The 24619-nt window shown below is 64.2% G+C and carries 15 protein-coding genes and 2 pseudogenes; 11 read left to right on the top strand and 6 right to left on the bottom strand.

The annotated features are described in order from the left end of the window. Window positions 1-53 precede the first annotated feature (53 nt). Window positions 54-1432: pseudogene (locus CBW50_RS11705) on the top strand (IS3 family transposase). Window positions 1433-1585: 153 nt separating this feature from the next. Here CBW50_RS11705 and CBW50_RS11715 read toward each other — a convergent pair. Next, entirely contained in the window at window positions 1586-3931 is a 2346-nt protein-coding gene (locus tag CBW50_RS11715; RefSeq protein WP_086145716.1) for a penicillin-binding protein 1A, read from the bottom strand. Between the two features lie 291 nt (window positions 3932-4222). Here CBW50_RS11715 and pilM point away from each other — a divergent pair, with 291 nt between their 5' ends. The 10 genes and pseudogenes from pilM to CBW50_RS11765 all read left to right on the top strand — a co-directional run bounded on the left by pilM (window position 4223) and on the right by CBW50_RS11765 (window position 18246). Beyond that, on the top strand, window positions 4223-4864 hold the full coding sequence (gene pilM / locus CBW50_RS11720; protein WP_086145717.1) for a pilus assembly protein PilM: 642 nt from the start codon (window positions 4223-4225) through the stop codon (window positions 4862-4864). After that, the gene (locus CBW50_RS11725; protein ID WP_086145718.1) at window positions 4861-5433 is read left to right on the top strand and encodes a PilN domain-containing protein; all 573 of its coding nucleotides are present in this window, start codon (window positions 4861-4863) and stop codon (window positions 5431-5433) included. Before pilM ends, CBW50_RS11725 begins: the two co-directional genes overlap by 4 nt. A gap of 16 nt (window positions 5434-5449) precedes the next feature. Then, the gene (locus tag CBW50_RS11730; protein ID WP_086145719.1) at window positions 5450-6472 is read left to right on the top strand and encodes a pilus assembly protein PilP; all 1023 of its coding nucleotides are present in this window, start codon (window positions 5450-5452) and stop codon (window positions 6470-6472) included. Between the two features lie 86 nt (window positions 6473-6558). Beyond that, a pseudogene (locus tag CBW50_RS11735) lies at window positions 6559-7890 on the top strand (type IV pilus secretin PilQ); the annotation flags it as partial. Window positions 7891-8011: 121 nt separating this feature from the next. Continuing rightward, window positions 8012-10180 carry an Ig-like domain-containing protein gene (locus CBW50_RS11740; protein WP_226936294.1) on the top strand — a complete coding sequence of 723 codons (2169 nt, stop codon included), beginning with the start codon at window positions 8012-8014 and terminating at the stop codon, window positions 10178-10180. A gap of 12 nt (window positions 10181-10192) precedes the next feature. Beyond that, complete coding sequence (aroKB, locus tag CBW50_RS11745; RefSeq protein WP_086145778.1) at window positions 10193-11839, top strand: bifunctional shikimate kinase/3-dehydroquinate synthase AroKB; 1647 nt, start codon at window positions 10193-10195, stop codon at window positions 11837-11839. 2 nt (window positions 11840-11841) lie between these two features. Beyond that, window positions 11842-12978 (top strand): deoxyguanosinetriphosphate triphosphohydrolase, encoded by a 1137-nt coding sequence (locus CBW50_RS11750; protein ID WP_086145721.1) that lies wholly within the window; start codon window positions 11842-11844, stop codon window positions 12976-12978. Window positions 12979-13187: 209 nt separating this feature from the next. After that, window positions 13188-13898: a sulfate reduction electron transfer complex DsrMKJOP subunit DsrO gene (gene dsrO / locus CBW50_RS11755; RefSeq protein WP_086145722.1), complete on the top strand. Its 711-nt coding sequence runs from the start codon at window positions 13188-13190 to the stop codon at window positions 13896-13898. A gap of 3 nt (window positions 13899-13901) precedes the next feature. Next, complete coding sequence (gene nrfD / locus CBW50_RS11760; protein WP_086145723.1) at window positions 13902-15014, top strand: NrfD/PsrC family molybdoenzyme membrane anchor subunit; 1113 nt, start codon at window positions 13902-13904, stop codon at window positions 15012-15014. Between the two features lie 10 nt (window positions 15015-15024). After that, window positions 15025-18246, top strand: coding sequence for a molybdopterin dinucleotide binding domain-containing protein (locus tag CBW50_RS11765; protein ID WP_086145724.1), 3222 nt, complete (start codon window positions 15025-15027; stop codon window positions 18244-18246). Here CBW50_RS11765 and CBW50_RS11770 read toward each other — a convergent pair. From CBW50_RS11770 to mutM, 5 genes are read right to left on the bottom strand one after another with little or no spacing between them, the layout of a single operon-like run. Further along, complete coding sequence (locus CBW50_RS11770; protein ID WP_086145725.1) at window positions 18243-18857, bottom strand: response regulator transcription factor; 615 nt, start codon at window positions 18855-18857, stop codon at window positions 18243-18245. The two genes, CBW50_RS11765 and CBW50_RS11770, sit on opposite strands and share 4 nt — an antisense overlap. After that, window positions 18854-20647 carry a sensor histidine kinase gene (locus CBW50_RS11775; RefSeq protein WP_086145726.1) on the bottom strand — a complete coding sequence of 598 codons (1794 nt, stop codon included), beginning with the start codon at window positions 20645-20647 and terminating at the stop codon, window positions 18854-18856. Before CBW50_RS11775 ends, CBW50_RS11770 begins: the two co-directional genes overlap by 4 nt. Continuing rightward, window positions 20647-21810: an A/G-specific adenine glycosylase gene (mutY, locus tag CBW50_RS11780; RefSeq protein ID WP_086145727.1), complete on the bottom strand. Its 1164-nt coding sequence runs from the start codon at window positions 21808-21810 to the stop codon at window positions 20647-20649. Before mutY ends, CBW50_RS11775 begins: the two co-directional genes overlap by 1 nt. A gap of 34 nt (window positions 21811-21844) precedes the next feature. Continuing rightward, on the bottom strand, window positions 21845-23746 hold the full coding sequence (locus tag CBW50_RS11785; RefSeq protein ID WP_086145728.1) for a dynamin family protein: 1902 nt from the start codon (window positions 23744-23746) through the stop codon (window positions 21845-21847). A gap of 35 nt (window positions 23747-23781) precedes the next feature. Next, window positions 23782-24618: a bifunctional DNA-formamidopyrimidine glycosylase/DNA-(apurinic or apyrimidinic site) lyase gene (gene mutM, locus CBW50_RS11790; protein WP_086145729.1), complete on the bottom strand. Its 837-nt coding sequence runs from the start codon at window positions 24616-24618 to the stop codon at window positions 23782-23784. Window position 24619 lies beyond the last annotated feature (1 nt).

Consider the following 24619-nt stretch of genomic DNA (forward strand, 5'->3'; position numbering starts at 1 on the left):
TGACCCGTCCTGGAATAAGTTGACACTTTTTCGTTACAGAGAAGGAGTGTCCGATGGAACAAGGGTTTCGACGCAGTCAGCGAGATTACAGCCTGGCTTTTAAATTGAGCGTTGTCGAGCAGGTTGAAAAAGGCGAGATGACGTACAAGCAGGCGCAAACGCGCTACGGAATACAGGGTCGGTCGACAGTTTTGGTATGGTGTCGCAAACACGGCCTGCAGGATTGGACGCATCCCAGGGGCCGAAGCCAACGGRGAGCGACCATGACAGACACACCAGCCAGGCCACTGACGCCAGAGCAGCGCATCAAGGAGCTGGAGCGTCAGCTCAAGGAAGAAAAACAGAAATCCGCGCTGTTCGAGGCGGTTCTCGACGTCCTGCGTGACGAATACGGGGTGCCGGTAAAAAAGCCTTTGGGCAGGTCATCGCGCGCAAGCAAGTCGAAGGATTAAGCGTCGAACGGGCCTGCCGCTGTGTCGGCATCAGCCGCCAAGCGTATTACCAGCGCYGTCAGCGCGAGCGACATTGCCTGGACAGGGCGCAAACTGTCGTCAAGCTGGTGCAGCCGATACGCCTGCGCCAGCCACGCATCGGCACGCGCAAGCTGCACAGCATGCTCGGTGCAGCCTTTTCCGGTGCAAAAATCAAATTGGGACGCGATGGACTCTTTGATATCTTGCGCCAGGAGCGGCTGCTGGTGCAACCACAGCGGGCCTATCATAAGACCACGAATAGCCATCACCGCTTCCGGCGCCATCCCAATTTACTCAAGGAGGGGCCGGGACAAGTGCTCGCCACGCGGCCGGAGCAGGTGTGGGTAGCCGATATCACGTATCTCCCGACCGCCGGAAAATTCGTCTATCTGAGCTTGGTAACGGATGCGTATTCGCGCAAGATCGTGGGCTATCACGTGCACGCAAGCCTGCAAACCGAAGAGGTCAGCGAGGCCTTGAAGATGGCCCTGCGAGCACGACAGCGCAAGAYGCCGCTGATCCATCATTCAGACAGGGGCATCCAGTACTGCTCGACTTACTATCAAGAAATTCATCGTCGTCATGGACTGACTTGCTCCATGACCGACGGCTACGACTGCTATCAGAATGCGCTGGCCGAACGTATCAACGGCATTCTGAAAGGCGAGTTCTTGCTGAATCGACCTGCAGACCTGAAACAGGCGAGCAAAATGGTGGCGCAATCGGTGCGGATATACAACCAGGAACGACCACATACGGCCTTGAAGTACAAAACGCCCGATGCGGTGCATCGGGCGTTTGTGCAGCAATAAATACTGTCAACCTATTTTAGGACTGGACACAAACAGGCGAGCAAAATGGTGGCGCAATCGGTGCGGATATACAACCAGGAACGACCACATACGGCCTTGAAGTACAAAACGCCCGATGCGGTGCATCGGGCGTTTGTGCAGCAATAAATACTGTCAACCTATTTTAGGACTGGACATTAAACACCTAACAAAACCGTAGCGAGCGGATGGGATTTGCGGTTGAGAAGCGGAGCTGTGCTTTAGCACAGTGAGCATCTGAAACCGCAAAGCGCGACGCGCAGCAGGTCTGGTTGGGTGTTTTTAGAACAATTCGTTCTTGACGGCTTCCTTGGCTTTCTCTTCCTCCGGCGTGCCGCGCGCCGCGCCTTCCAGGCTGCCTACGCCCGTGCCCGGTGGATTTTCCGCGTAGTAATACTCGTCGCCCACATGGATCAGGCCTTCCGGCACGGCACGTTCCTCGACGGGAATGCTTTTCAGGGCTTTGGCCATGTAGTTGATCCAGATCGGCAAGGCCAGGCCGCCGCCCGTTTCCCGGTTGCCAAGGTTGCGCGGCTGGTCGTAGCCGATCCAGGCGATGCCGACCAGCTTGGCCTGGTAGCCGGCAAACCACGCATCGATGGAATCGTTGGTGGTGCCCGTCTTGCCCGCCAGGTCAGGGCGCTTCAATGCCATGGCTTTATTCGCCGTGCCGAAGCGCACCACGTCGTTGAGCATGCTGTTCATCATGAAGGCATTGCGCTCGTCGATGACGCGGTTGGCTTCCTCGCCCGCCAGGTCCGGCTTGGCTTGCGACAGGACATTGCCGTCGCTATCGGTCACCTTGGCGATCAGATACGGGTTGATCTTGTAGCCGCCGTTGGCGAATACAGCATACGCGCCGGCCATCTGCAGCGGCGTCACGTTGCCGGCGCCCAGGGCCAGGGTCAGGTAGGGCGGGTTCTTGTCCGCGTCAAAGCCGAAGCGCGTCGCGTATTCCTGGCCGTACTTGGCGCCGATCTTGTGCAGGATGCGGATGGAAATCATGTTTTTCGATTTCATCAAGCCCTTGCGCATGGTCATCGGGCCATCGTACTTGCTGTCGTAGTTCTTCGGTTCCCACGCCTGGCCGCCCGTCTGGCCCGCGTCGAACGAGATCGGCGCATCGTTGATGATGGTGGCCGGCGACAGGCCCCGTTCCAGCGAAGCGGAATAGATGAAGGGCTTGAAGGCCGAGCCGGGCTGGCGCCACGCCTGCGTGACGTGGTTGAACTTGTTGCGGTTGTAATCGAAGCCGCCCACCATGGCGCGGATGGCGCCGTCCGTGGTGCTGGCCGACACAAACGCCGATTGCACTTCCGGCATCTGCGTCAAGACCCAGGTGTTGCCTTCTTGCATGACGCGGATCACGGCGCCGCGCTTGATGCGGCGGTTCGGCGCCGCCTTTTCCGACAGCCAGGCTGCGCCGAAGGTCAGGGCGGGACCGGTAATGGTGATTTCCTCGCCGGCCGAGGTGACGGCCTGGATGGACTTGGGCGAAGCCTGCAGCACCATGGCGGCGATGATGTCATCGCTGTCCGGGTGGTCGGCCAGTTCCGTCTCGATGGCGTCGTCGGCTTCGGCCTTGGTTTTCGGAATCTCGATGTAGGCTTCCGGGCCGCGGTAGCCGTGGCGTTTCTCGTAATCCATCACGCCCTTGCGCAGGGCGATATAGGCGGCGTCCTGGTCGGCCTTGGTGATGGTGGTGTAGACGTTCAGGCCGCGCGTGTAGGTGTCTTCCTTGAATTGCTCGTAGACCAGCTGGCGCGCCATTTCCGACACATATTCCGCGTGCACGCCGAAGGCGCTGCTGTCGGTTTTCACTTTCAGCTCTTCATTCTTGGCTTCCGTGTATTGCTCTGGCGTGATGTAGCCCAGCTGCGCCATGCGCTGCAGGATGTATTGCTGGCGCATGCGCGCGCGTTTCGGATTGACGACGGGGTTGTAGGCCGACGGCGCCTTCGGCAGGCCGGCCAGCATGGCCGCTTCGGCCACAGTGAGGTCCTGGATATTCTTGCCGAAATAGATTTGCGCTGCCGAGGCGAAGCCGTAGGCGCGCTGTCCCAGATAAATCTGGTTCATATACACTTCCAGGATCTGGTCCTTGCTCAGGTTCTTCTCGATCTTCCAGGCCAGCAAGACTTCATATGCCTTGCGTTTCAAGGTCTGTTCGCTGGACAGGAAGAAATTGCGCGCCACCTGCTGCGTGATGGTCGAGGCGCCTTGCTTGGCGCCGCCCGTCAGGTTGTGCAGGGCCGCGCGCGTGATGCCCAGATAGTCGACGCCGCCATGTTCATAGAAGCGGTCATCCTCGATGGCCAGCACGGCTTTCTTCATGACATCGGGAATATCCTTGATGTGCACCATGTTACGCCGTTCTTCGCCGAACTCGCCGATCAACACGCTGTCGGACGTGAAAATCCGCAGCGGCATCTTGGGCTTGTAGTCGGTCAGGGTGTCGAGCGCGGGCAGGTTCGGATAAGCCATGGCCAGGCCGAAGACCACCAGCAGCACGCCGACCACGCCCAGGCCCAGGAATGAGAGCAGGGCCATCAGCAGGAAGCGTTTGGGTTTGCTGCCCTTCTGGGGCGGTTTCGAGCCGGCGTTGCCAGCGGAGGATGAAGATGTCATGCGTCTAATGTCTTTCGGTTAATTATGCCGGTCAATTATAAGCGAGCTTGCCGGGCTGGCAGCGCGCCGTGGCGCTTGCCTGGGGCAGTGTCGAAACTTGCCGATACTCTATATAAGCGTGTATTGGCCGGCTGGCAACCAGGATTTGGTAACAATTAATCTGCGCCAGATCACAGCCGGGCCAGATAGGCGCCGCACGCCGCAGACTCGGGCGTGAAATGCATTTACAAGCGATCGCCACCGGGACTAGGATTTCTGCTGACAGCGGCTATCGCGCAGTGACGTTTCTCCATGAAAAACATATCCATCAGCAGTCTTCTTGCCAGGGGCTTGCTCGGCGTTGACATAGGGCAAGACGCCGTGCGTGTCGTCGAGCTGGTCCGCCGGCGCGGCATGCTGTCGTGCCGCCATTGCGGCGCCGCCGCGCTGGCGCCCGGCGTGATACTGGAGGGTAACGTCGAAGACATGGCGGGCCTGGCGGATGCCTTGCGCCAGGCCCACCGTGACAGTGGCAGTGCTTGCACGCGGGTGGCGCTGGCCATGCCGGCCACAGCCCTGATCACGCATGCGATCCGCCTGCCTGCCGGATTGCCGGAAGAGCAACTGGAAATCCTCGTCGAGCTGGAAGCGGCGCAATACATGCCGTTCGCGCTGGAAGACGCCAACCTGGACTTTTTCATTCTCGGCCCCGCGCCGCCGCTGGCCGGTACCACAGGCAAGGAGGTTGACGTGCTGCTGGTGGCGGCGCGGCGCGCCAGCGTGCAGCGCCGTCTCGACGCGGCCAGGGCGGCCGGCTTGCTGGCCGTCGTCATGGATAGCGAGGCGCTGGCCTTGCAGGCGGCCAGCGCGCAGGGCGGCTGGCAAGCCTTGCCCGAAGGCGGCGCGGCCTACCAGCTGGCCTGGGGCCTGGCCTTGCACCGGTACGCCCGATGAAGACCGCGGCGCAGGGACAGCGCGTCAACCTCTTGCCGTACCGCCAGGCGGCGCGCCGCCGACGTGTCCAAGCACTGCTGTGGCTGCTGACCGGCGGCGCCGGGCTGGGATGGCTGCTGGCGCTGGCCACGGCGCTCTGGCTGCAGGCCAGCCTTGGCGAATCGCTCCGGCGCCAGGAGGGTTGGCGTCGCGCCACGCAGCAGGTGGCGGCAGTCCTTGCCACGGGCAAGCGGGTGCAGGACGAGACGGCGGCGGTGCTGGCGCGCCGGCAGGCTATTGTCGTATTGCAAGAACAACGCAATGCCTGGGTGCACATGCTCGAAGTCCTGGCGCGGTCCATGCCGGCCGGCGTGGTCTTGCGCAGCGTGCGCCAGGAGGCTGCAATGCTGCGTCTGCAAGGGCATGCGCTGGCGCAGGACCACGTCGCGGCATTGCTGCTGGCGCTGGCCGAGGCGGCACCAGCGTCGCAGCCGGAACTGCTGGAAGTGCGCGGCGTGGCCGACGGTGCGGTGGAGTGGACGATACGGCTGGTATGGCCGGCGCCGGCGGCGTCGGCCCCGCCATCCTAGACAGAGGAGGCTGATCATGCTGAGCCTGAAAAAAGCGTCGCTGTGGCCTCTGCCGGCGCGCCTCGCCTGCGCCGCCCTGAGCGCGGCACTGGCGGCCGCGCTGCTGCACCTGGCCTGGATCGAAGGATTGCTGTCCGCCGTACAGGCCGCGCACGGCGAGGAGGCGCGCCTGCGCAGCGCCTATTTTCTGGCCAGGGCCCAGGCGGGTCACCTGCCGCGCTGGCGTGAACAGCAGCACCTGGCCAGTGCCGAGCTCGCCAAGCTGGAACAGCAACTGCCGGACAGCCAGCAACTGGCGGTGCTCTTGTCTGATATCAATGAGGCGGGCCGGGCGCGGGGCCTGCAGTTTGCCCTGTTCAAGCCCGGTGCGCCCCAGCCGCAGGCGCATTACGTGGCGCTGCCGATTGCCGTCCAGCTGCGTGGCGGCTATCACGCCATGGGCGCGCTGATGGCGGACCTGGCGCGCCTGCCGCGCATCGTGACCGTGCACGAGTTGGCGTTGACTGGTGGCAAGGATGGCATGCTGACTCTCGACGCCATGCTGCATGCGTATCGTCTGCCTGATGCGCGGGAGCGGGCCGCGCAAGCCCGTGTGCCGCCGCCGGCCCGGCCCGCGTCACTGGCCTGGCAGGCGGCGCCCGTCTTCGTGCCGCGTGCATATGAAGGCGCGGCCTTGCCCGATCCGTTCGGCGCGCCGCTTGCGGGGCCGCCGCCAGCAACGGCCGGCGTGGCCGGCCCGGATCTGCGCCGTCCGCGCGAACCGCTGGAAAGCGTGGCCATGCCAGCCCTTGCCATGGTGGGCAGCGTGCGCCACGCCGACCGCCTGAGCGCGCTGGTGCAGGCGGGGCAGCATGTGCACCGGGTGGAGGTGGGCCAGCATCTGGGGCAGGATCATGGCGTCGTGACGGCCATCAGCGAACAGGCCGTGCAGTACCGTGAACTGCTGCGCGAGGCGGACGGTTCCTGGCATGAACGGCGCGGCAGCCTGGCCTTGCAGGCGGCGGGAGCGAAGGCCAGCCTGCCCGAGGCGGCGCCGTGAAGCCGCGCCGCATGCTCGTGGCCACACTGCTGTGCCTGCATGCCAGCGGCCTGGCCCAGGAGGCCGTGGTGCATGTGTCGGCCCCGCGCCTGTATGCGGGCGAGAAAATTTCCGTCGACTTCCAGAACGTGGGCGTGCGCGCGGCCCTGCACATCCTGGCCGATGCGTCCGGGCAAAACATCATCGCCAGCGACAGCGTGGCGGGCAACGTGACCCTGCGCCTGCGCGACTTGCCGTGGGACCAGGCGCTCGATGTGCTGCTGCAGGCCAAGGGCCTGGACATGCGGCGCAATGGCAACGTGCTGTGGATCGCGCCGCGCGAGGAAATCCTCGCGCGCGAAAAGCTGGAGCTCGAAACGCGCGCGCAGATCGCGGAACTGGAACCGTTGCAATCGGCCATCTTCCAGCTCAATTACCAGAAGGCCGAAGCATTCCGCACGGTGTTCGGCCTCGATGCGGGCGAGGGGCGCAGCCGCCTGCTGTCGCGCCGTGGCAGCGTGCTGATCGAGCCGCGCACGAACCAGCTGTTCGTGACGGACGTGCCGGCGCGCCTGGAACAGATCCGCTTGCTGATCGCCAGGACGGATATTGCCACACGGCAAGTGATGATCGAGGCGCGCATCGTCGAGGCGAACGACAGTTTCAGCCGCAACCTTGGTGCGCGCCTGGGCTTTACGGACCAGCGCCTGGCGGCGGGCCAGGCGCCCGGCTTTTCGCTGGGCGGCAGCGGCCGCCGCGCGGCCATCGGCGGCAGCTACCAGGGCGTGGGCGAGGCGACGGGGCAAACGGTGGCCGGCAGCGGCGCCTTCGTGCCGAACACGCAGTTCGTCAACTTGCCGGCCGCCAGCATCAATGGCTTGCAGCCGGCCAGTTTCGCCCTGAGCCTGTTTTCGGCGGCCGCCAACCGGTTTTTGAACCTGGAGCTGTCTGCGCTGGAAGCCGATGGCAAGGGCAAGATCATTTCCAGCCCCCGCGTGGTGACGGCCGACAAGGTGCTGGCGCTGATCGAGCAGGGCATCGAATTGCCGTACCAGGTGGCCACCAGCAGCGGCGCCACATCGATCACGTTTCGCAAGGCCAACTTGCGCCTGGAGGTGACGCCGCAGATCACGCCGGATGGCAACGTGGTGCTGGAAGTGGACGTCAACAAGGATAGCGTGGGCCAGGAAACCCGTTCCGGCTTCGCCATCGACACCAAGCATGTGCGCACGCAGGTGATGGTCGAAGACGGCGGCACGGTGGTGCTGGGTGGTATTTATCAGCAGTCGGAACGGGGCACGGACAGCAAGGTGCCGCTTCTTGGCGACATCCCCTTGCTCGGTGTTTTTTTCCGCAGCACGGGTCGCAGTCAAGAAAAAACGGAACTGATGGTGTTTATTACACCGAAAATAGTGGCAGATCGGCCAGCAACACGTTAATGTCACATCTTTACGTTTAAGTAACAATGCAGACGAAAGCGGACTGATGGCGACTATGCGGAATTTTTCTTTAGGCAATATTTCTTGGGGCAGGGCATTGAATTGGCTGGCCTTGCTCGTCATGAGCGCTGTACTGGCCGCCTGCGGCGGCGGCGGCGGCGATCCGACCCTGGGCGTCAAGGATGGGGCGAATGCCGGTGTCGGCAGCGTGGCATTGATTGCCAGTGCGACAACGATAGTGGCGTCGGGGGCGGACGGTACGGAAGTGGTGCTGACGGCTATTGTTAAAAATGCCAGTAATAACGCCATGCAAGGGCAGACGGTTTCATTTACCGCCAGTTCAGGCACCATCAGCAATACCAGCCGCGTCACTGATGCGAACGGCACGGTGACGGAAAAACTCAGCGTCAAGGGCGACGCCTCGCTGCGCGACATCACCATCAAGGCCAGCAGTGGTGGTGTGGAATCGCTTCCGGTGGTGGTGAAGGTCGTGCCCGTCACTTCCGGTATCGCCAGCCTGTTGCTGACGTCTTCCGGCGGCACCCTGGCTTCGTCGGGCGGAACCGGTGTTAACGTGATCGCGTTTGTCAAGGATGCCAACAATGCCGTGGTGCCCAATGCCAGCGTGACATTCAGTGCCAGTTCGGGCGCGCTGGGGGCAACGCAGGTCAGCACCAATGCGCAGGGGCAGGCGTCGGTCAGCCTGAATACGGGCGGCGACGCCAGCTTGCGCACGATCAAGGTCACAGCCAGCGCCGGCGCGCAAACGGCCAGCACGGATGTCGGCGTCAGCGGCACCAAACTGGTCATCAGCGCCTTTTCGACGGTGAACCTGAAGACGAGCACCGACATGGTGGTCAAGCTGGTCGATTCGAGCGGAAATCCGCTGGTGGGCAAATCGGTGGCGTTCAGTGCCCAGGTCAATGCATTGACGGTGAAGGGCGGCGGTTCCAGTCCGGCCCTGACGGACAACAACGGCCAGTTGGTGCTGAGCTACAACGCCCAGGCGGGCAGCAGCGACAGCATCAGCGTCAAGGCGCAGGGCGACAGCGTCCTGCTGCCTGTCGCAATCAATGCCTCCAATTTCACGATTAACGCTGTATCGGGTTCGAATGTGGCGCTGACCACGCTGGCGACGAATACCTGCTATGCGGTCGCGGTGCACAGCGATGTGGCTGGCGTACCACAGACGGGCAATGTGCGTTTCAGTACGTCGCGCGGCACCATCTACCAGGACGCCGCCTGCGGCATAGCCTTGCAAGCGCCGTTGACGCTGGTCGGCGGCAACGCCATCGCCTACGTTCAGGCCAGCGGCGCCGGCCTGACCGCGCTCACGGCAAAATACGAAGGCAGCGGCGTTTCGGTACAGTCGGACGTGGAGTTTGTGGCGCCGCTGACGGCCCAGGCCAGCATCAGCCTGCAGGCCGATCCAGCCGTCATCGGCGTCAATACGGCCGGCAGCACCGCGCAGCGCAGCGCCCTGCGCGCCATCGTGCGCGATGGCACGGCACAAAACAACCTGGTCAAGAATGCCCAGGTCAGCTTCTCCATTCTGAGCGACGCCAGCAACGGCTCACTGAGTTCGCCGTCCGTGGTCGCGACCGACAGCGACGGCATGGCGACGGTCAGCTATATTGCCGGCCAGGCTACGACGGGTGTCGATGGCGTGGTCGTCAAGGCGCAGTTGCAAGGGGTGTCGAACAATGCCGCCACCGTCAAGCTGACGGTGACCAAGAAGGCGCTGTTCATCAGCGCCGGCAGCGGCAATGCGCTTGACGCCTCGGACAGCAGCACCTATCGCAAGACCTATACCGTGTTCGTGACGGACGCTGCCGGCAACCCGGTGCCCGATGTGATCATCACCGCGGCCGCCTGGCCCCGTCATTACTACAAGGGCTACCTGCAGTATTCGCAGGCCGCCACCGCGTGGGTTGTGGCGGCATCGCTGGCATGTGACAATGAAGACAAGGATCGCAGCGGTACGCTGGATCCGAATAATGATTTGAACCTGAATGGCCGCCTCGACCCCGGCATTCCCCTGAATTTGTCGACGGGCGGCAAGACAGACAGCACGGGAACGGCGAACGTGACGTTGACTTATCCGCGCGACAGGGCCAACTGGCTGGACGTCGAATTGACGATTCGTGGCAATAGTTCCGGGACGGAGGCAACTTATGTCGGTTACACTTTGCTTCCGGGGCTGGCTACGGACTTTAACCGCCTGGATGTTTCCCCTCCAGGCGTCATCAGTCCGTATGGGCAGGCCACTGATTGTCGTAACCCAAATTAATTGTCGCAGCAAATGCAAAATCTGTTTTTAGTAGGCCTCATGGGCGCAGGCAAAACCACGATCGGGCGCATCCTGGCCCGCAAGCTGGGCTTGCGCTTTGTCGATTCCGACCACGAGATCGAGGCGCGCACGGGGGCGACCATTCCGTGGATCTTCGAAATCGAGGGGGAAGCGAGCTTTCGCCGGCGCGAGGCCGAAGTCATCCGCGACCTGAGCGCCCAGGAAGGCATCGTCATGGCGACCGGCGGCGGGGCTATTCTCAACGCCGACAGCCGCGCCTACCTGAAGGAGCGGGGCACGGTCGTGTACCTGCGCGCCAGCGTCAGCAACATCCTGGCGCGCACCAGCCATGACAAGAACCGCCCCCTGCTGCAGACGGCCGACCCGCGCAAGAAGCTGGAAGAATTGACGGCGCAGCGCGAACCCCATTACATGGAAGTGGCCGACATTGTCATCGACACGGGCCGTCCTAACGTACAATCGATGGTTCAGACCATCCTGATGCAGCTGGCCAGCCTCGAATGCGAGGCCTCGCCCAACTGCGTCATTCATGCAGAGCCTTCGATGAACGAGCAATCCAAAATGTTGTTGAGCGTAGACCTCGACGAACGCAGTTATCCGATCGCCATCGGTCCCGGCCTGCTGGCCGACGCCGATGCGCTGCTGCGCCATATCAGCGGCCACAAGGTGGCCATCGTCACCAATACCACCGTCGCGCCGCTGTACCTGGGCCGCCTGCAGGCGGCGCTGGCCAGCGATGGCCGCGAAGTGATCAGCATCGTCCTGCCGGACGGTGAAGAATATAAGAACTGGGCCAGCCTGATGCAGATCTTCGACGCGCTGCTGGCCAATAAATGCGACCGCAAGACCACCCTGGTGGCCCTGGGCGGCGGCGTGATCGGCGACCTGACCGGTTACGCGGCGGCCAGCTACATGCGCGGCATCGGCTTCGTGCAGGTGCCCACCACCTTGCTGGCGCAGGTCGATTCCTCCGTCGGCGGCAAGACGGGCATCAACCACCCGCTGGGCAAGAACATGATCGGCGCGTTCTACCAGCCGCGCGCCGTGATCGCCGATACCTCGACCCTGGAAACCCTGCCGGCGCGCGAGCTGTCGGCCGGCCTGGCCGAAGTGATCAAGCATGGCGCCATCATCGACGCGGCGTTTTTCGACTGGATCGAGGCGAACATGGGCAAGCTGATGGCGCGCGACAAGGGCGCGCTCGCGTATGCGATCGCCCGCTCGTGCGAAATCAAGGCCGACGTGGTGCGCCAGGACGAGCGCGAAGGCGGCCTGCGCGCCATCCTGAACTTCGGCCACACTTTCGGCCACGCCATCGAGGCGGGCCTGGGCTACGGCCACTGGCTGCACGGCGAAGCCGTCGGCTGCGGCATGGTCATGGCGGCCGACCTGTCGTGCCGCATGGGCTATATCGACCGGCCGGCCGTGGACCGCATGCGCGCGCTGGTGGCCGCCGCCGGCCTGCCCGTCAAGGCGCCCGACCTCGGTGTCGAGCGCTGGCTGGAATTGATGGAAGTGGACAAAAAGAACGAGGGCGGCGCCCTCAAGTTCATCCTGTTGAAACCGCTGGGCAGCCCGTGCATCACATCCGCGCCGCATGAACTGGTGCTGGCCACCCTGGCCGCCGGAGTACAGTAATCATGACGCCGGAAGACTTCCTCGCCCCGTATGCGGCCCATTCGGCACAGGGGCAGGGACGTCGCTTTGCCGAGGCGGCGCACGCTTCGCGCAGCCAGTTCCAGCGCGACCGCGACCGCATCATCCATTCCTCGGCCTTCCGCCGCCTCGAATACAAGACCCAGGTTTTCCTCAATCACGAGGGAGACCTGTTCCGCACGCGCCTGACGCACAGCCTGGAAGTGGCGCAGGTCGGCCGCTCGATTGCGCGCAACCTGCGCCTGAACGAAGACCTGGTGGAAGCCATTGCGCTCGCGCATGACCTGGGCCACACGCCGTTCGGCCACGTAGGCCAGGACGTGCTCAATGAATGCATGCAGGCGCACGGCGGCTTCGAGCACAACCTGCAAAGCCTGCGCGTGGTCGACACCCTGGAAGAGCATTACGGCGCCTTCGATGGCCTGAACCTGATGTTCGAGACGCGCGAAGGCATCTTGAAGCACTGCTCGCTGGCGCATGCGCGCGAACTGGGTCCCGTGGCCCAGCGCTTCATCGACCGCACGCAACCGACCCTGGAAGCGCAGCTGACCAATCTGGCCGATGAAATCGCCTACAACAGCCACGATATCGACGATGGCCTGCGCTCCGGCCTGATCACCATCAAGCAGCTGGAAGAAGTGGCATTCTTCGGCCGCCTGTGGCGCGATGTGCAGCAGGCGTTTCCCGGCCTGTCCGGCCGGCGCGCCATCTATGAAACCCTGCGCCGCCTGATCACGGCCCTGGCCGACGACCTGATCGTCACCTCGACCGCCCTGATTGCGGAAGCCGCTCCCCGCGACGTCAGCGAAGTGCGCGCCAGTGCGCCGCTGATCCGTTTTTCGGACGCCATGCGCACGGACGCGACGGAGCTCAAGCGCTTCTTGCGGGCGAACCTGTATCGCCATTACCAGGTCAACCGCATGCGCGTGAAGGCGAGCCGCATCGTGCGCGAACTGTACGACAGCTTCATGGCCGAACCGGCGCTGCTGCCGCCCGACTATCAGCTCAAGGATGGCAATGTGACGCAGCAGGCGCGCAAGATCGCCGACTACATCGCCGGCATGACGGATCGTTACGCAATCCGCGAGCACCGCCGGCTGTATTCGCTCGACGAGCTGTAACCCTCATTTTGGGGCCAGTCGCTTCGCGATCGCAACACGCCCCACTGGGGTGCGTTCCCCCGCCGGGTCTGACCCCAATATTCTCCCTTTGTCAATCGGCATGATCATCTAGGCTTCCGCACGATCCCCCCAATATCCCCGTAGCGCCTTCTTTTCTATCATGGCAGCAAGTCAACAAGGGCTTGCCGCCCATAGTCAAGGAGAGTGTCATGATCGAATCGCGCCGCAGTTTCTTGCGCGCCTTGCCCGCCATTACCGTCGGGGCGGCCATCGCGCCGCTGCCCGGCAAGGCCGCCACCAGGGGCGAGGGCGGGCAGCGCTGGGCGATGGTGGTCGACGTGCAGAAGTGCATCGGCTGCCAGGCGTGCACCGTGTCCTGCATCATGGAAAACGCCGCGCCGGAAAACAGCTTCCGCACCGTCGTCTCGACCTATGAAGTCAAGGAAGAGAACCGCTGCGGCACCTACATGTTGCCGCGCCTGTGCAACCACTGCGCCAATCCTCCCTGCATCCCCGTCTGTCCCGTGGGCGCCACCTTCCAGCGCAAGGATGGCGTCGTCGTCGTCGACGGCGACCGCTGCGTGGGCTGCGCCTACTGCGTGCAGGCCTGCCCGTACGACGCGCGCTTCATCAACCATGAGACGGGCAAGGCCGACAAATGCACGTTCTGCGCGCACCGGGTCGACGAAGGCTTGCTGCCGGCCTGCGTGGAAACCTGCGTGGGCGGCGCGCGCATCTTTGGCGACCTGAATGATCCGGAAAGCATGGTGCACCAGCTGCTGACCGAGAACAAGGTCAAGGTGCTGAAACCCGAGCAGGGCACCCAGCCCCACGTGTTCTACCTGGGACTGGACACGCGCTTCGCCGGCCACGTCGAAGGCGAAGCGACTCTTTGGCAACCGAGCAAACACGGGAAATAAACCATGGACAGCCACATCACCGAAATTCTCAACGTCACGCGCGAAGCGGCATGGCTGCCGTGGGCGGTGCAGTATTTTTTCCTCATCGGCCTCAGTTACGGCAGCTTCATGCTGACCCTGCCGTATTTCGTCTTCGGCCGCAAGGCGTATGAACGCCTGGGACGCATCGCGCTTCTGGCGTCCCTCGTCTGCGGCATGACGGCGCCCGTGGCGTTGCTGGCCGACCTGCACGGGCCGGGCCGCTTCTACCATTTCTACATTTACTTCCAGCCGCAATCGTGGATGTCGTGGGGCTCGTTTTTCATTCCCCTGTATCTTGGCTGTCTGATGCTGTACGCGTGGCTGGCGCTGCGCGTGGACTTCGCCGCGCGGGGGCTGGGCCAGGACCGCCTGGCCTTTGCCTACCGCCTGCTGGGACGTGGCGGCGCCGCATCGCGCAAGGCCATCGTCACCGCCGCCGCATTCACCCTGCTCGCCGCCTTTGTCGTGGGCCTGTACACGGGCATGGAAGTGATGGTGGTGCGCGCCCGGCCCCTGTGGTTCACGCCGTTCCTGCCGGCGCAATTTGCCGCCACGGCCTTTGTCGGGGCGGTTGGCCTGGCGCTGCTGTTCAACCGCATCCTGCCAGGGCGCGACAAGGTGCTGGAAGTATCGCTGAATCGCGCGCTGGCCCTGTCGCTGGCGCTGGTGCTGGCCCTGGGCGGCGGCTGGCTGTTCGTCAGTCTGTCCGGCGTGAGCGCCAGCCACAGCATGGCATTTACCCAGGTGGCCGGCATGCCGCAATGGCAGCTCACTGCCGTCTGGGCGGTGCTGTCGTCCATCGTGCCGATGGCGCTGGCCATCTGGCGGCCGGCCACGAGTGGCCTGGCCAATGGTCTGATCGCGCTGCACAGCGCCTGGATGATGCGCTGGACGATTTTCATCGGCGGCCAGAACATCCCGAAAACGGGCGCGGGCCTGTACGACTACCACCTGCCGATGGGGAACGACGGCTTGATGGGCATTATCGGCACGGCCGGCCTGTGGATCGCGCTGCTGTTGCTGATGCTGGAATTTTTGCCATGGGCCGGACGCGTCGTCGCTGCACGCAGCCGTCCCGCCATGGCCACGCACTGAGGAGTCAAAGATGAACGATCAAATACACGACAACGCAAATACCGACGTCCCTGGAGACGAAAACGAAAAGCGCCGCAAGCTGCTGCGCTACGGCGCCATCGGCGGCGGCCTGGCCGCGTTTGCCGCCGGCTTTTCCACCACGGCCGGCCGCATGGTCGACCATGCGCTGGGCAAGGACAAACCCGTACAGCGCTTGCACGGCAATTCCCTGGCGCCCGAGTTTTCCGTCGACACGGCCACGGGCAAGCTGACGCTCAATCCGGACCAGCAGGTCAGCTACACCATGTGCATGGGCTGCACCACGTTCTGCGGCGTGCGCGTGCGCCTGGATAAAAAAAGCGGCAAGGTGCTGCGCGTGGCGGGCAATCCCTACAGCCCCCTGTCGGCCGATCCGGCACTGCCGTATCAGACACCGATACGCGACAGCTTTATTTCCCTGTCGCGTTTCGAGGAAAAGGGCTTGAAGGGACGTTCCACCGCTTGCGGCCGCGGCAATGGCGTGCTGGAACAGATGGAGTCGCCGTTCCGCGTGCTGGCGCCCATGAAGCGCGTGGGGCCGCGCGGCGGAGGCCAGTGGGAGCCGATCGCCTTCGACCAGCTGGTCAAGGAGGTGACGGAAGGCGGCGACCTGTTTGGCGAAGGCCATGTGCAGGGCTTGCGCGCCTTGCGCGAGCTGGAAAAACCGATCGATCCGGCGCAGCCGGAACTGGGTCCGCAAGTCAACCAGGTGGGCCTGATGTGCAGCACCGACGATGGCCGCCTGGCGTTCGGTACGCGCTTTTTCAAGCAGTCGTACGGCAGTTTGAACCTGGTCAACCACGGCTCGTATTGCGGCGGCGCCTACCGCAGCGGCTCGGGCGCCATGTTCGGCGACATGAAGAAAATGCCGCATGCGAAAGTAGACCTGGAAAACACGGAATTTTGCATCTTTGTCGGCACGGCGCCGGGCAATGCGGGCAATCCATTCAAGCGCCAGGGCACCTTGATCGCCAAGGCCCGTTCGGGCAAGCGCGAATTCAGCTACGTTGTCGTCGACCCCGTGCTGACGAATGCGGACAGCCTGGCCGCGGGCGACCGCAGCCGCTGGGTGCCGATCAAGCCGGGCACGGATGGCGCGCTGGCCATGGCCATGATCCGCTGGATCATCGAGCATGAACGCTATGACCGCAACTTCCTCGTGCAACCGAACCTGAAGGTGGCGGAAGCGGCGGGCGAGGCTGCCTGGTGCAATGCCACGCATTTGATCATCAACGAGAAGGGGCATCCGCGCGATGGGCGCTATCTGCGCGCATCGGACATCGGCGCGGTGGAGCTGCCGGAAGAGGAGCGCTACAAGGATGGCGACGCATTTTGCGTGATCGACGCGGCCACGCAAGCGATCGTGCCGCACAACGCCGCCAAGGGCGAGGCGCGCCTGTTCTTCGACGCCCCGCTGGAGGTGGCTGGCGCGCCGCTGCACCTGAAGACGGCCATGACGATGCTCAACGAGGAATCGCAGCGCCACAGCATGGCAGACTATTCCAGCGCCTGCGGCATCCCGCTCGACGTCATCGAAGGCCTGGCGCATGAACTGACCAGCCATGGCAAGCGCGCGGCCGTCAATGCACACGGCGGCATGATGTCGGGCGCCGGCTTTTACAACGCGTACGCGCTGGTCATGCTCAACACCCTGATCGGTAACTTGAACCGCAAGGGCGGCACCCTGGTCAATGGCGGCAGCTTCAAGGATGCGGGACCCGGTCCGCGTTACAACCTCGAGAGTTTCGACGGCGAGATCAAGACATCCGGCATGCCGATCGGGCGCAATGTGCCGTATGAAAAAACCTCGGAATTCAAGCTGAAAAAAGAAGCGGGCAAGGCATATCCGGCCAGGGCGCCGTGGTATCCGAACGCGCCCGCACTGGCGACCGAGTGGCTCACCAGCGCCATGAACGGCTACCCGTACGCCTTGAAGGCGCTGATACTATGGAGCTGCAATCCGGTGTACGGCATCACGGGCTTGCGCGCGCAGATCGGCAAGGAACTGGCCGATCCGAAGAAGATTCCCCTGATCGTCGCCATCGACCCCTTCATTAATGAAAGCTCGGCCTTTGCCGACTACCTGCTGCCCGATACCTTGCTGTACGAAAGCTGGGGCTGGGCCGGCGCCTGGGGCGGCATGCCCGTCAAAATGAGCACGGCGCGCTGGCCAGTGGTCGAACCGCGCGTGCAAAAAACGCCGGACGGCCAGACCATCTGCATGGAATCGTTCTTCATCGCGCTGGCAAAAACGATGGCCTTGCCCGGCTTCGGCCCCGATGCCTTGCAGGACATGGATGGCCAGCGCTTCCCCCTTCAGCGTGCGGAAGACTGGTATTTGCGCGGCGGCGCCAACATTGCCTGGCAGGGCAAGACGGCCGTGCCGGAGGCCAGCGATGACGATATCGCGCTGTCCGGCGTGGCGCGCATCCGCCCCGAACTGGAACGCACCCTGAAGCCGGAAGAGTGGCGCAAGGTGGCCTTCATGCTGGCGCGGGGAGGGCGCTACCAGAGCTATGGCGAGATGTTCGGCCTGCGCCTGCCGCCGCCAGCGAATGCCAAGGCGCCGGCGGCTCCCGTTCCGGTGGCCGACGAGACGCCGTATCCGCAGGACTGGTCCACGCACCGCTACCTGAAGCCCATGATGCTGTACAACGAGGGGCTGGGCGTGAGCAAGAACAGCTTGAGCGGCAAGCGTTTCCCCGGCACGCCCGCGTGGCGAGTGGCGGCATTTGCCGATGGCACGCCCGTGCGCAAAACCTACCCGGCCAGCGAATGGCCGTTCGAGTTGATCAGTTTTAAATCGGCGCTGCAGAATTCCTACAGCATCGGCGCGCGGCGCTTGCGCGGCATCCATCCGGACAACCCTGTCGCCGTGCATCCCGACGATGCGGCGCGCCTGAAGCTGGAGAATGGCGACCAGATTTACCTGGAAACGCCGGGCGGCAGGGCTAGGGCCACGGTGATGCTGCGCCACGGCGTGCAGCGCGGCGTGATCGCCGTCGAACACGGTTTCGGCCACAAGGAGCATGGCGCGCGCGCGCATCGCATCGGCAAGTTGCGCCAGCCCGATGAACCGGCCATCGGCGCGGGCATCAACCTGAACGACCTGGGGCTGACGGACCCGAGCCGCGGCGACAAGAACGTGTTTGTCGATCCGGTCTCCGGCACGTCGGTGCGGCAAGGTCTGCCGGCGCGCATCGTGCGGGCTTAAAGCTCTCCACAGGCCATCAGCAGCCGGGCTACCTCGGCTGCTGAGTGCAGGCCCAGCTTTTCCATCGTGTTATGACGGTGCACCTGCACCGTCTTGTCGCTGATACCCAGCTCGCGGGCGATGACTTTCGAGGCTTTTCCCTCGGCCATCAGCAGCGCCACTTCGCGCTCGCGCACCGTCAGGGTGGCCAGAGCCGTTTGCGCCGTCGTCGCGCTGGCGGCGCGGCGGCTTTCGTCGATGCTGCGCGTGATGGCGCGCGTGACGGCGTCCAGCAGCACCTGGTCCTTGCACGGTTTTTCCAGAAAGTCGCAGGCGCCCGCCTTCATCGTCTGCACGGCCATGGCCAGGTCGCCGTGGCCGCTGAGGAAAATCACGGGCAGGGAAATTGCGTGACGCGACAGTTCCTGTTGCAGTTCCAGTCCGCTCATCAGGGGCATGCGCACGTCGAGCAGCAAACAGCCCGGTACATGGCCATCGTAGCGTTGCAGGAAGTCGCGCGCGGACTCGAAAGCCTCCACTTTCCAACCGGCCGAATCGAACAGATAGGCCAGCGAGCGGCGCATGGCGGCGTCGTCGTCGACGACAAAGATGATCGCATCGCTTTCATTCATGGTGTTTCCTTATCTACTTCCATATGCGTATCTTCGGGCAGGCGGAACCAGACCGTCAAGCCAGGCGCATCGGCGTTGGCGTGGGCCGACAGGCTGCCGCCAAACGACTCGATGATGCTCTTGCTGAGGGACATGCCCAGGCCCAGGCCTTCGGCCTTGGTGGTGAAAAACGGTTCAAACAGGCGCGCCATCTGCGCCGTATCGAGGCCGCAGCCGGCGTCGCGCACGGCCACCGTACAGGCGCCGTTTTCGCGGTGCAGCAGCACGCCAATCGGGTGCTGCGGATGGTCGTTTTCCACCTGCGCGTCGAGCGCATTCTTGAGCAAATTGAGCAGCACCTGCTGCACTTGCTGCGGGTCAGCCAGCACGCGCGGCCCAGCGCGGAGCGTTTCGTGACGCCAGCTGATCTGCGCCTGTGGATGGGCTGCGCGGAACAGGGACACCGCTTGCTCCACGGCGTCGGCCAGGGCGAAGGCCGTGCTGTGCGCGGGACGTTTTTGCGCCATCGCGCGGATGTGACGGATGATGGCGCCCGCGCGTTCGCTTTGGGTGGCGATTTCCTGCGCGCCGTCGAGCAGCGGGGCCGCGTCCAGCCGGCCCGCCGTGATGCGGCGCGCCATGCCGCGCGCGAAATTGCCGATGGCCGCCAGCGGCTGGTTCAATTCATGCGCGATGGCGCTGGCCATCTCGCCCAGGATGGCCAGGCGCGCCGTGTGGTCGAGCGTGGCCTGGCGCTGGCGCGCCTGTTCTTCCAGCGCGCGCTGCTGGTGCTGCGCCGCGCGCAATTGCTCCGTGCGCCGGCTGACCAGGTATTCCACGCGCACCGTATGCACGGCCCAGGCCACCAGCAGGGCCAGCACCAGCAGCATCCAGCCCCAGTAGCGGCGCAGCGCCGTCTCGAACGTCAGCTTGTCCAGGTAGGCGTAGGGGCCGATGCGCAGTTCGCGGAACAGTTCATCGACAATCTGGTAGTCGCTGGGCACCGTCCAGCTGTAGCCTTCGCTGGTGCGCGGCATGGCCAGCAGGGCCTGCGCCACTTTTTTCGCCAGCGCTGGCGGCGTCTGGCGCAGAGCCACGAAGGGCCAGTCCGGATACAGCCGCGACGAGCTGGCGCAGCGAAAGCCGGGAATCGGACGCGTGGTGATCACGCGCAGTTCCTCGGCCCGTACTTCGCCGCGCGCCACCATCTGTTCCAGCAAACAGGTGCGCACGATGCCGGCATCCATGCGGCCCGCACGCACGGCCTCGACGATCTGCTGCGAGGGAAAACCGCTGTAGCGCAGGCTGGCAAAATCGTGCGTGGGATCGATGCCCGCTTCCCGCAGTTCGCGCGCGGCGATCTGGTAGCCGCCAAACGCGTCGGGCGCCACGGCCATCACGTTCTTGCCCGCCAGGTCGGCCAGGTCGTGCAGCGGCGACGCGCTGCGCACGACGATGGCCGAGCCGATGGCCTGGCGCGGCGAGTCCGTCCATGGCGATTCGAGCGTGGCGATGCGGCTGGCGCCGTCGCTGTGTTCGAGCGCCACGTAGTGGCCGCTGCTGGTGATGGCAAAGGCGATGGCCTGCGACTGCACGGCCCGCGTCAATCCGGCCTGGTCGTAGTCGGCCAGGATAAAACGGATGCCGGGAATGCTGGCCTGCAGGTGGCGCGTCACATACGACCAGTCCTGCTGCACGGCGTCGCCGCCCTTGTAGGCCAGCACACCGATGCGTACCTCCGGCAGCGCGTCAGCCGCTTGAACGCCATGCAAACACAGCGCCGTCAGCGCGAACAGTAAAAAACGCCGCACTAGAACATGCTGCGCTGCGCCGCGCGCGCATCGCCGAACAGGTCGAGCAGCAGCTTCTTGATGGGCGCCGGCAGCGGCGCGTCGGCGATTTTCGCGCCGTCGTACCAGACGTGCGTCGCTTCCCCGGCCAGCGTCAGGCGGCGTGCCAGGGTGATGCGGCAGGGGACGATGTGCAGCTTGTAGTGGGTAAATACGTGCACGATGGGCAGCAAGCGCTCCTGCGTTTCGATTTCGCCGAAGGGCGCCACGGCGTGCGCCAGCGCCTGCTGGTCTATTTCTCGCGTTGTATCTTCATCGGCCAGCACATGGCCATCGAGTTCGGGCAGCGACAGCAAGCCGCCCCAGATGCCGGAACCGGGGCGCTGCTCCAGCAGTACCTGGCTGTCGTCGATGATGGCCAGCATGACGGCGTGTTTCTCAGGACTGGTTTTCTTCGGCTTGCGCACCGGCAGATCCTTGGTGCGGCCGGTGGCGTAGGCCACGCAGCGCGCTTGCAGGGGGCAGCGGCCGCAATCGGGACTGCTGCGCGTGCACAGGGTGGCGCCGAAGTCCATCAGGCCCTGCGTGTAGGCTTCAATGCCGGTTTCCGGCAGCAGTGCCTCGGCGCGGCGCCACATGGCTTCTTCGACCCGTTTTTCGCCGGGATAGGCGTCGATGCCGAAGGTGCGCGCAAACACGCGCTTGACGTTGCCGTCCATGATGGCCGCGCGCGTGCCGCTGGAAAACGCGGAGATGGCGGCGGCCGTCGAGCGGCCGATGCCGGGCAGGTCGGCCAGTAGCAGCGGGTCGCTGGGGAAGACGCCGTCGTATTCGGCCACCACGCGCTGCGCGCATTTGTGCAGGTTGCGCGCCCGCGTGTAGTAACCGAGGCCGCTCCACTGCGCCATCACGTCTTCCACCGGCGCGCCAGCGAGGTCGCGCAGGGTGGGGAAGCGTTCGAGGAAGCGCGCGTAGTAAGCGAGGACGGCCGTCACCTGCGTTTGCTGCAGCATGATTTCGGACAGCCAGATCAGGTAGGCGTCACGCGTATTTTGCCAGGGCAGCGCGTGGCGGCCATGCTGCTTTTGCCAGGCGATGACGGTGGCGGAAAAAGTCGGGTCGCTATAATTTTCCAGGGGTGCCCCGTCCGTGGCGGGCGAGAGCGGATGCAGCAGACGTTTCATGCAGGATTCCAGTGTTGTATTCAGTGTGCAGGGTTCATGCGGCGCTGGCGGCGCGCAAGGCGGCCAGCAATTGCGCCAGCTGCGCCTTGTCGCGTTCGAGCGCCGCCAGGCTGGCTTCAAAGCCGGCGATTTTCTGTTCCAGGCTGCCGGTGGCGTCATGGATGCGCTGGATCGAGGCAAAGCGCAGTTTCAGCTGCTCCTTGTATTCGACGATCTGTGCTTCCAGCGGTGCCATGATGACTTTCAGCCAGGCGCTGGCGTCGTCGTTGGCGTTGGTGAAACTGCGGCGCACGCGCGAGGCGATGGTGTCGAAGAATTTTTCCATCAGCACAGTCCTGCTGGTGGTGAGCAGGGTGGCCGTACCGAACTGCTTGTGGTACACGGCTTCGATATCGTCGATTTCCTGGCGATAGCGGGCCAGCGAAAACGGCATCGGCGCGGCCAATGCCAGGCCATGTTCGGTGGCGAATTTGCCGTACATCACCTGCATCATTGCCATGATTTCGGCCGTCTTGCCTTCAGACCGCTCCAGGTTGCTGGCGATGCGTTCGAAGTACTGGCGCATGGCTTCGCGCAGGCCAGTGAAAAAACGGCTGCGCTGCATTGCCGTGCGCACGGCGTCGATGTCGTCGCGCACGATGTCCATGCCCAGACTCGTGTACAGCTCCGTCGACAGGCGGGTAAACACGGCGCGCGTCGCTTGCAGCTTGAACAGGCTGCTGTCGAACTCCTTTTTCTCGATATCGATGCGCCGCATCATGTGCGCGATCACGCTCTGGTTCTTGCCGCGCAGGCTATGCAGCTCATGCAGCTGCTCGGCGCCGCCGCGCGCGCGCGCCGCATACTGCACCTGTTGCGCCGCTTCGATGGCATCGACGTCGAACGCCAGCTGGCGCCGGATGATGTCCTTGCGCGCAGGGATCAGTTCTTCGAACAGGGCCGTCTCCAGCGCCTGCAGGCGGCTTTTTTCCAGCAGCGCGACGTCGTGGTTGATCTTGCCCACCAGGGCTTTCTGCGCCGAGACGGGGAACACCTGGCCAGCGTCCAGGGTCAGCAAATGTGCCACGCTGGCCTGCTGGCGCTCGATCGCTTGCGCCACCTCGGCGTCGCCGCGCAATTCGTCCCACATGCTGTCGATCTTGTTGAGTACGACCAGACGTCCGGCGCCGGCACCGATATGATTGCGCCAGACCTCGATATCGCTGCGCGTCACGCCCGTGTCGGCCGCCAGGATGAACAGCACCGCGTGCGCGTTCGGAATCAGGTTCAGGGTCAGTTCCGGCTCCGTGCCGATGGCGTTCAGGCCGGGCGTGTCGAGGATGACCAGGCCCTGTTTCAGCAGCGGATGGGGGAAGTTGATGATGGCGTGGCGCCACATCGAGATTTCCACCTGGCCGTCCTCATCGACCATCGCGGGCGCGTCCGCGTCGTCGGCGTCGTACAGGCCGTAGCGCGCGGCTTCCTCGATGCTGACTTTTTTCGTCAGGCTGACCTGGCGGATGGCTTCCTGCATGTCGCCGCCCGCGTCGATGTTCAGGGGCAGGACGGTCCAGGCGGCGGGCAGGTCGCGGTAGTCGCTGGTCGACAGGTTCTGCGCGCGCGTCTCGATGGGCAGCAGGCGGATCGACGGCTGCCACGCCGCGTCGTACAGCAGTTCGGTGGGACACATGGTGGTGCGCCCCGCCCCGGACGGCAGGATGCGCTGGCCGTAATCGGCAAAGAAAATGGCGTTGATCAGCTCGGATTTGCCGCGCGAGAATTCCGCCACGAAGGCGACAGATAAACGGTCATCGAGCAGGCGGGAGCCACAGCGGGCCAGGCGCAGCGCGGAGGCGCCGTCGACCAGGCCTGCCGCGCTGGCGGCCTGCCGGTAAGCCTGCAAGGCGGCCAGCACGTCCTGGCGCCATGCGCTGTATTGTTCCAAGTCCCTGACCATCTTGCTCCCTTTAATAATGACCTGCTTTTGACGCGCTATTTCTGGCAATTCACGCAATAAAACGTGGAACGCTGTCCCTGCACGATTTGCCGGATAGGCGCGCCGCACACGCGGCAGGGCTTGCCCGCCCGGTTGTACGTGTAATACGTCTGCTGGAAATAGCCGGACTGGCCGTTTACGCCGATGAAGTCGCGCAGGGTGCTGCCGCCTTGCACGATGGCTTCGGCCAGCACGTCGCGGATCGCCTGCGCCAGTTTCTCATAGCGGGCCAGGCCAATGCGCCTGGCCGGCGTCTTCGGGTTGATCCCCGCGCGAAACAGGCTTTCGGAACAGTAGATATTGCCCACGCCGACGACGATGTCGCCCGCCATCAGCACCTGCTTGATGTTGGTGCCCTTGTTGCGCGTTTTTTCGAACAGCAGCTGGCCCGTGAAGCGGCCCTCGAGCGGTTCCGTGCCCAGGCCGCGCAGCAGTACGTGGCCATCCAGCGGACCGTCGGCCTCGTCGTGCCACAGCACGGCGCCGAAGCGGCGCGGGTCCGTCATGCGCAGCACCTGGCTGCCGCCGTCGGCGTCTTCCACGATCAGATCAAAATGGTCGTGTTTTTGCGCTTCCGTCCCGGGCGGCAGCACGCGCAGGTGGCCCGACATGCCCAGGTGGATAATCAGCGTGCCGTGCCGGAAGTGGATCAGCAGGTATTTGCCGCGCCGTCCCGTCAGGCCGATGGTTTGCCCGGACAGTTGCTCGCCCAGGGCAGGGGGGAAGGGCCAGCGCAGGCCGTCGCGGCGCAGCACGACGGAACGCACGGCGCGCCCTTCGAGATGGGGCGCGACACCGCGCCGTGTAACTTCGACTTCTGGCAATTCTGGCATA

The organism is Janthinobacterium sp. GW458P (assembly GCF_002127585.1).
GTDB lineage: Bacteria > Pseudomonadota > Gammaproteobacteria > Burkholderiales > Burkholderiaceae_D > Janthinobacterium.

Coding starts and splice junctions, on each gene's coding strand:
- CBW50_RS11715 (WP_086145716.1), bottom strand. CDS start 3,931: ATGACATCTTCATCCTCCGCTGGCAACGCCGGCTCGAAACCGCCCCAG.
- mutY (WP_086145727.1), bottom strand. CDS start 21,810: ATGAAACGTCTGCTGCATCCGCTCTCGCCCGCCACGGACGGGGCACCC.
- CBW50_RS11785 (WP_086145728.1), bottom strand. CDS start 23,746: ATGGTCAGGGACTTGGAACAATACAGCGCATGGCGCCAGGACGTGCTG.
- nrfD (WP_086145723.1), top strand. CDS start 13,902: ATGGACAGCCACATCACCGAAATTCTCAACGTCACGCGCGAAGCGGCA.
- mutM (WP_086145729.1), bottom strand. CDS start 24,618: ATGCCAGAATTGCCAGAAGTCGAAGTTACACGGCGCGGTGTCGCGCCC.
- CBW50_RS11765 (WP_086145724.1), top strand. CDS start 15,025: ATGAACGATCAAATACACGACAACGCAAATACCGACGTCCCTGGAGAC.
- CBW50_RS11740 (WP_226936294.1), top strand. CDS start 8,012: ATGAGCGCTGTACTGGCCGCCTGCGGCGGCGGCGGCGGCGATCCGACC.
- CBW50_RS11730 (WP_086145719.1), top strand. CDS start 5,450: ATGCTGAGCCTGAAAAAAGCGTCGCTGTGGCCTCTGCCGGCGCGCCTC.
- CBW50_RS11770 (WP_086145725.1), bottom strand. CDS start 18,857: ATGAATGAAAGCGATGCGATCATCTTTGTCGTCGACGACGACGCCGCC.
- pilM (WP_086145717.1), top strand. CDS start 4,223: ATGAAAAACATATCCATCAGCAGTCTTCTTGCCAGGGGCTTGCTCGGC.
- dsrO (WP_086145722.1), top strand. CDS start 13,188: ATGATCGAATCGCGCCGCAGTTTCTTGCGCGCCTTGCCCGCCATTACC.
- CBW50_RS11750 (WP_086145721.1), top strand. CDS start 11,842: ATGACGCCGGAAGACTTCCTCGCCCCGTATGCGGCCCATTCGGCACAG.
- aroKB (WP_086145778.1), top strand. CDS start 10,193: ATGCAAAATCTGTTTTTAGTAGGCCTCATGGGCGCAGGCAAAACCACG.
- CBW50_RS11725 (WP_086145718.1), top strand. CDS start 4,861: ATGAAGACCGCGGCGCAGGGACAGCGCGTCAACCTCTTGCCGTACCGC.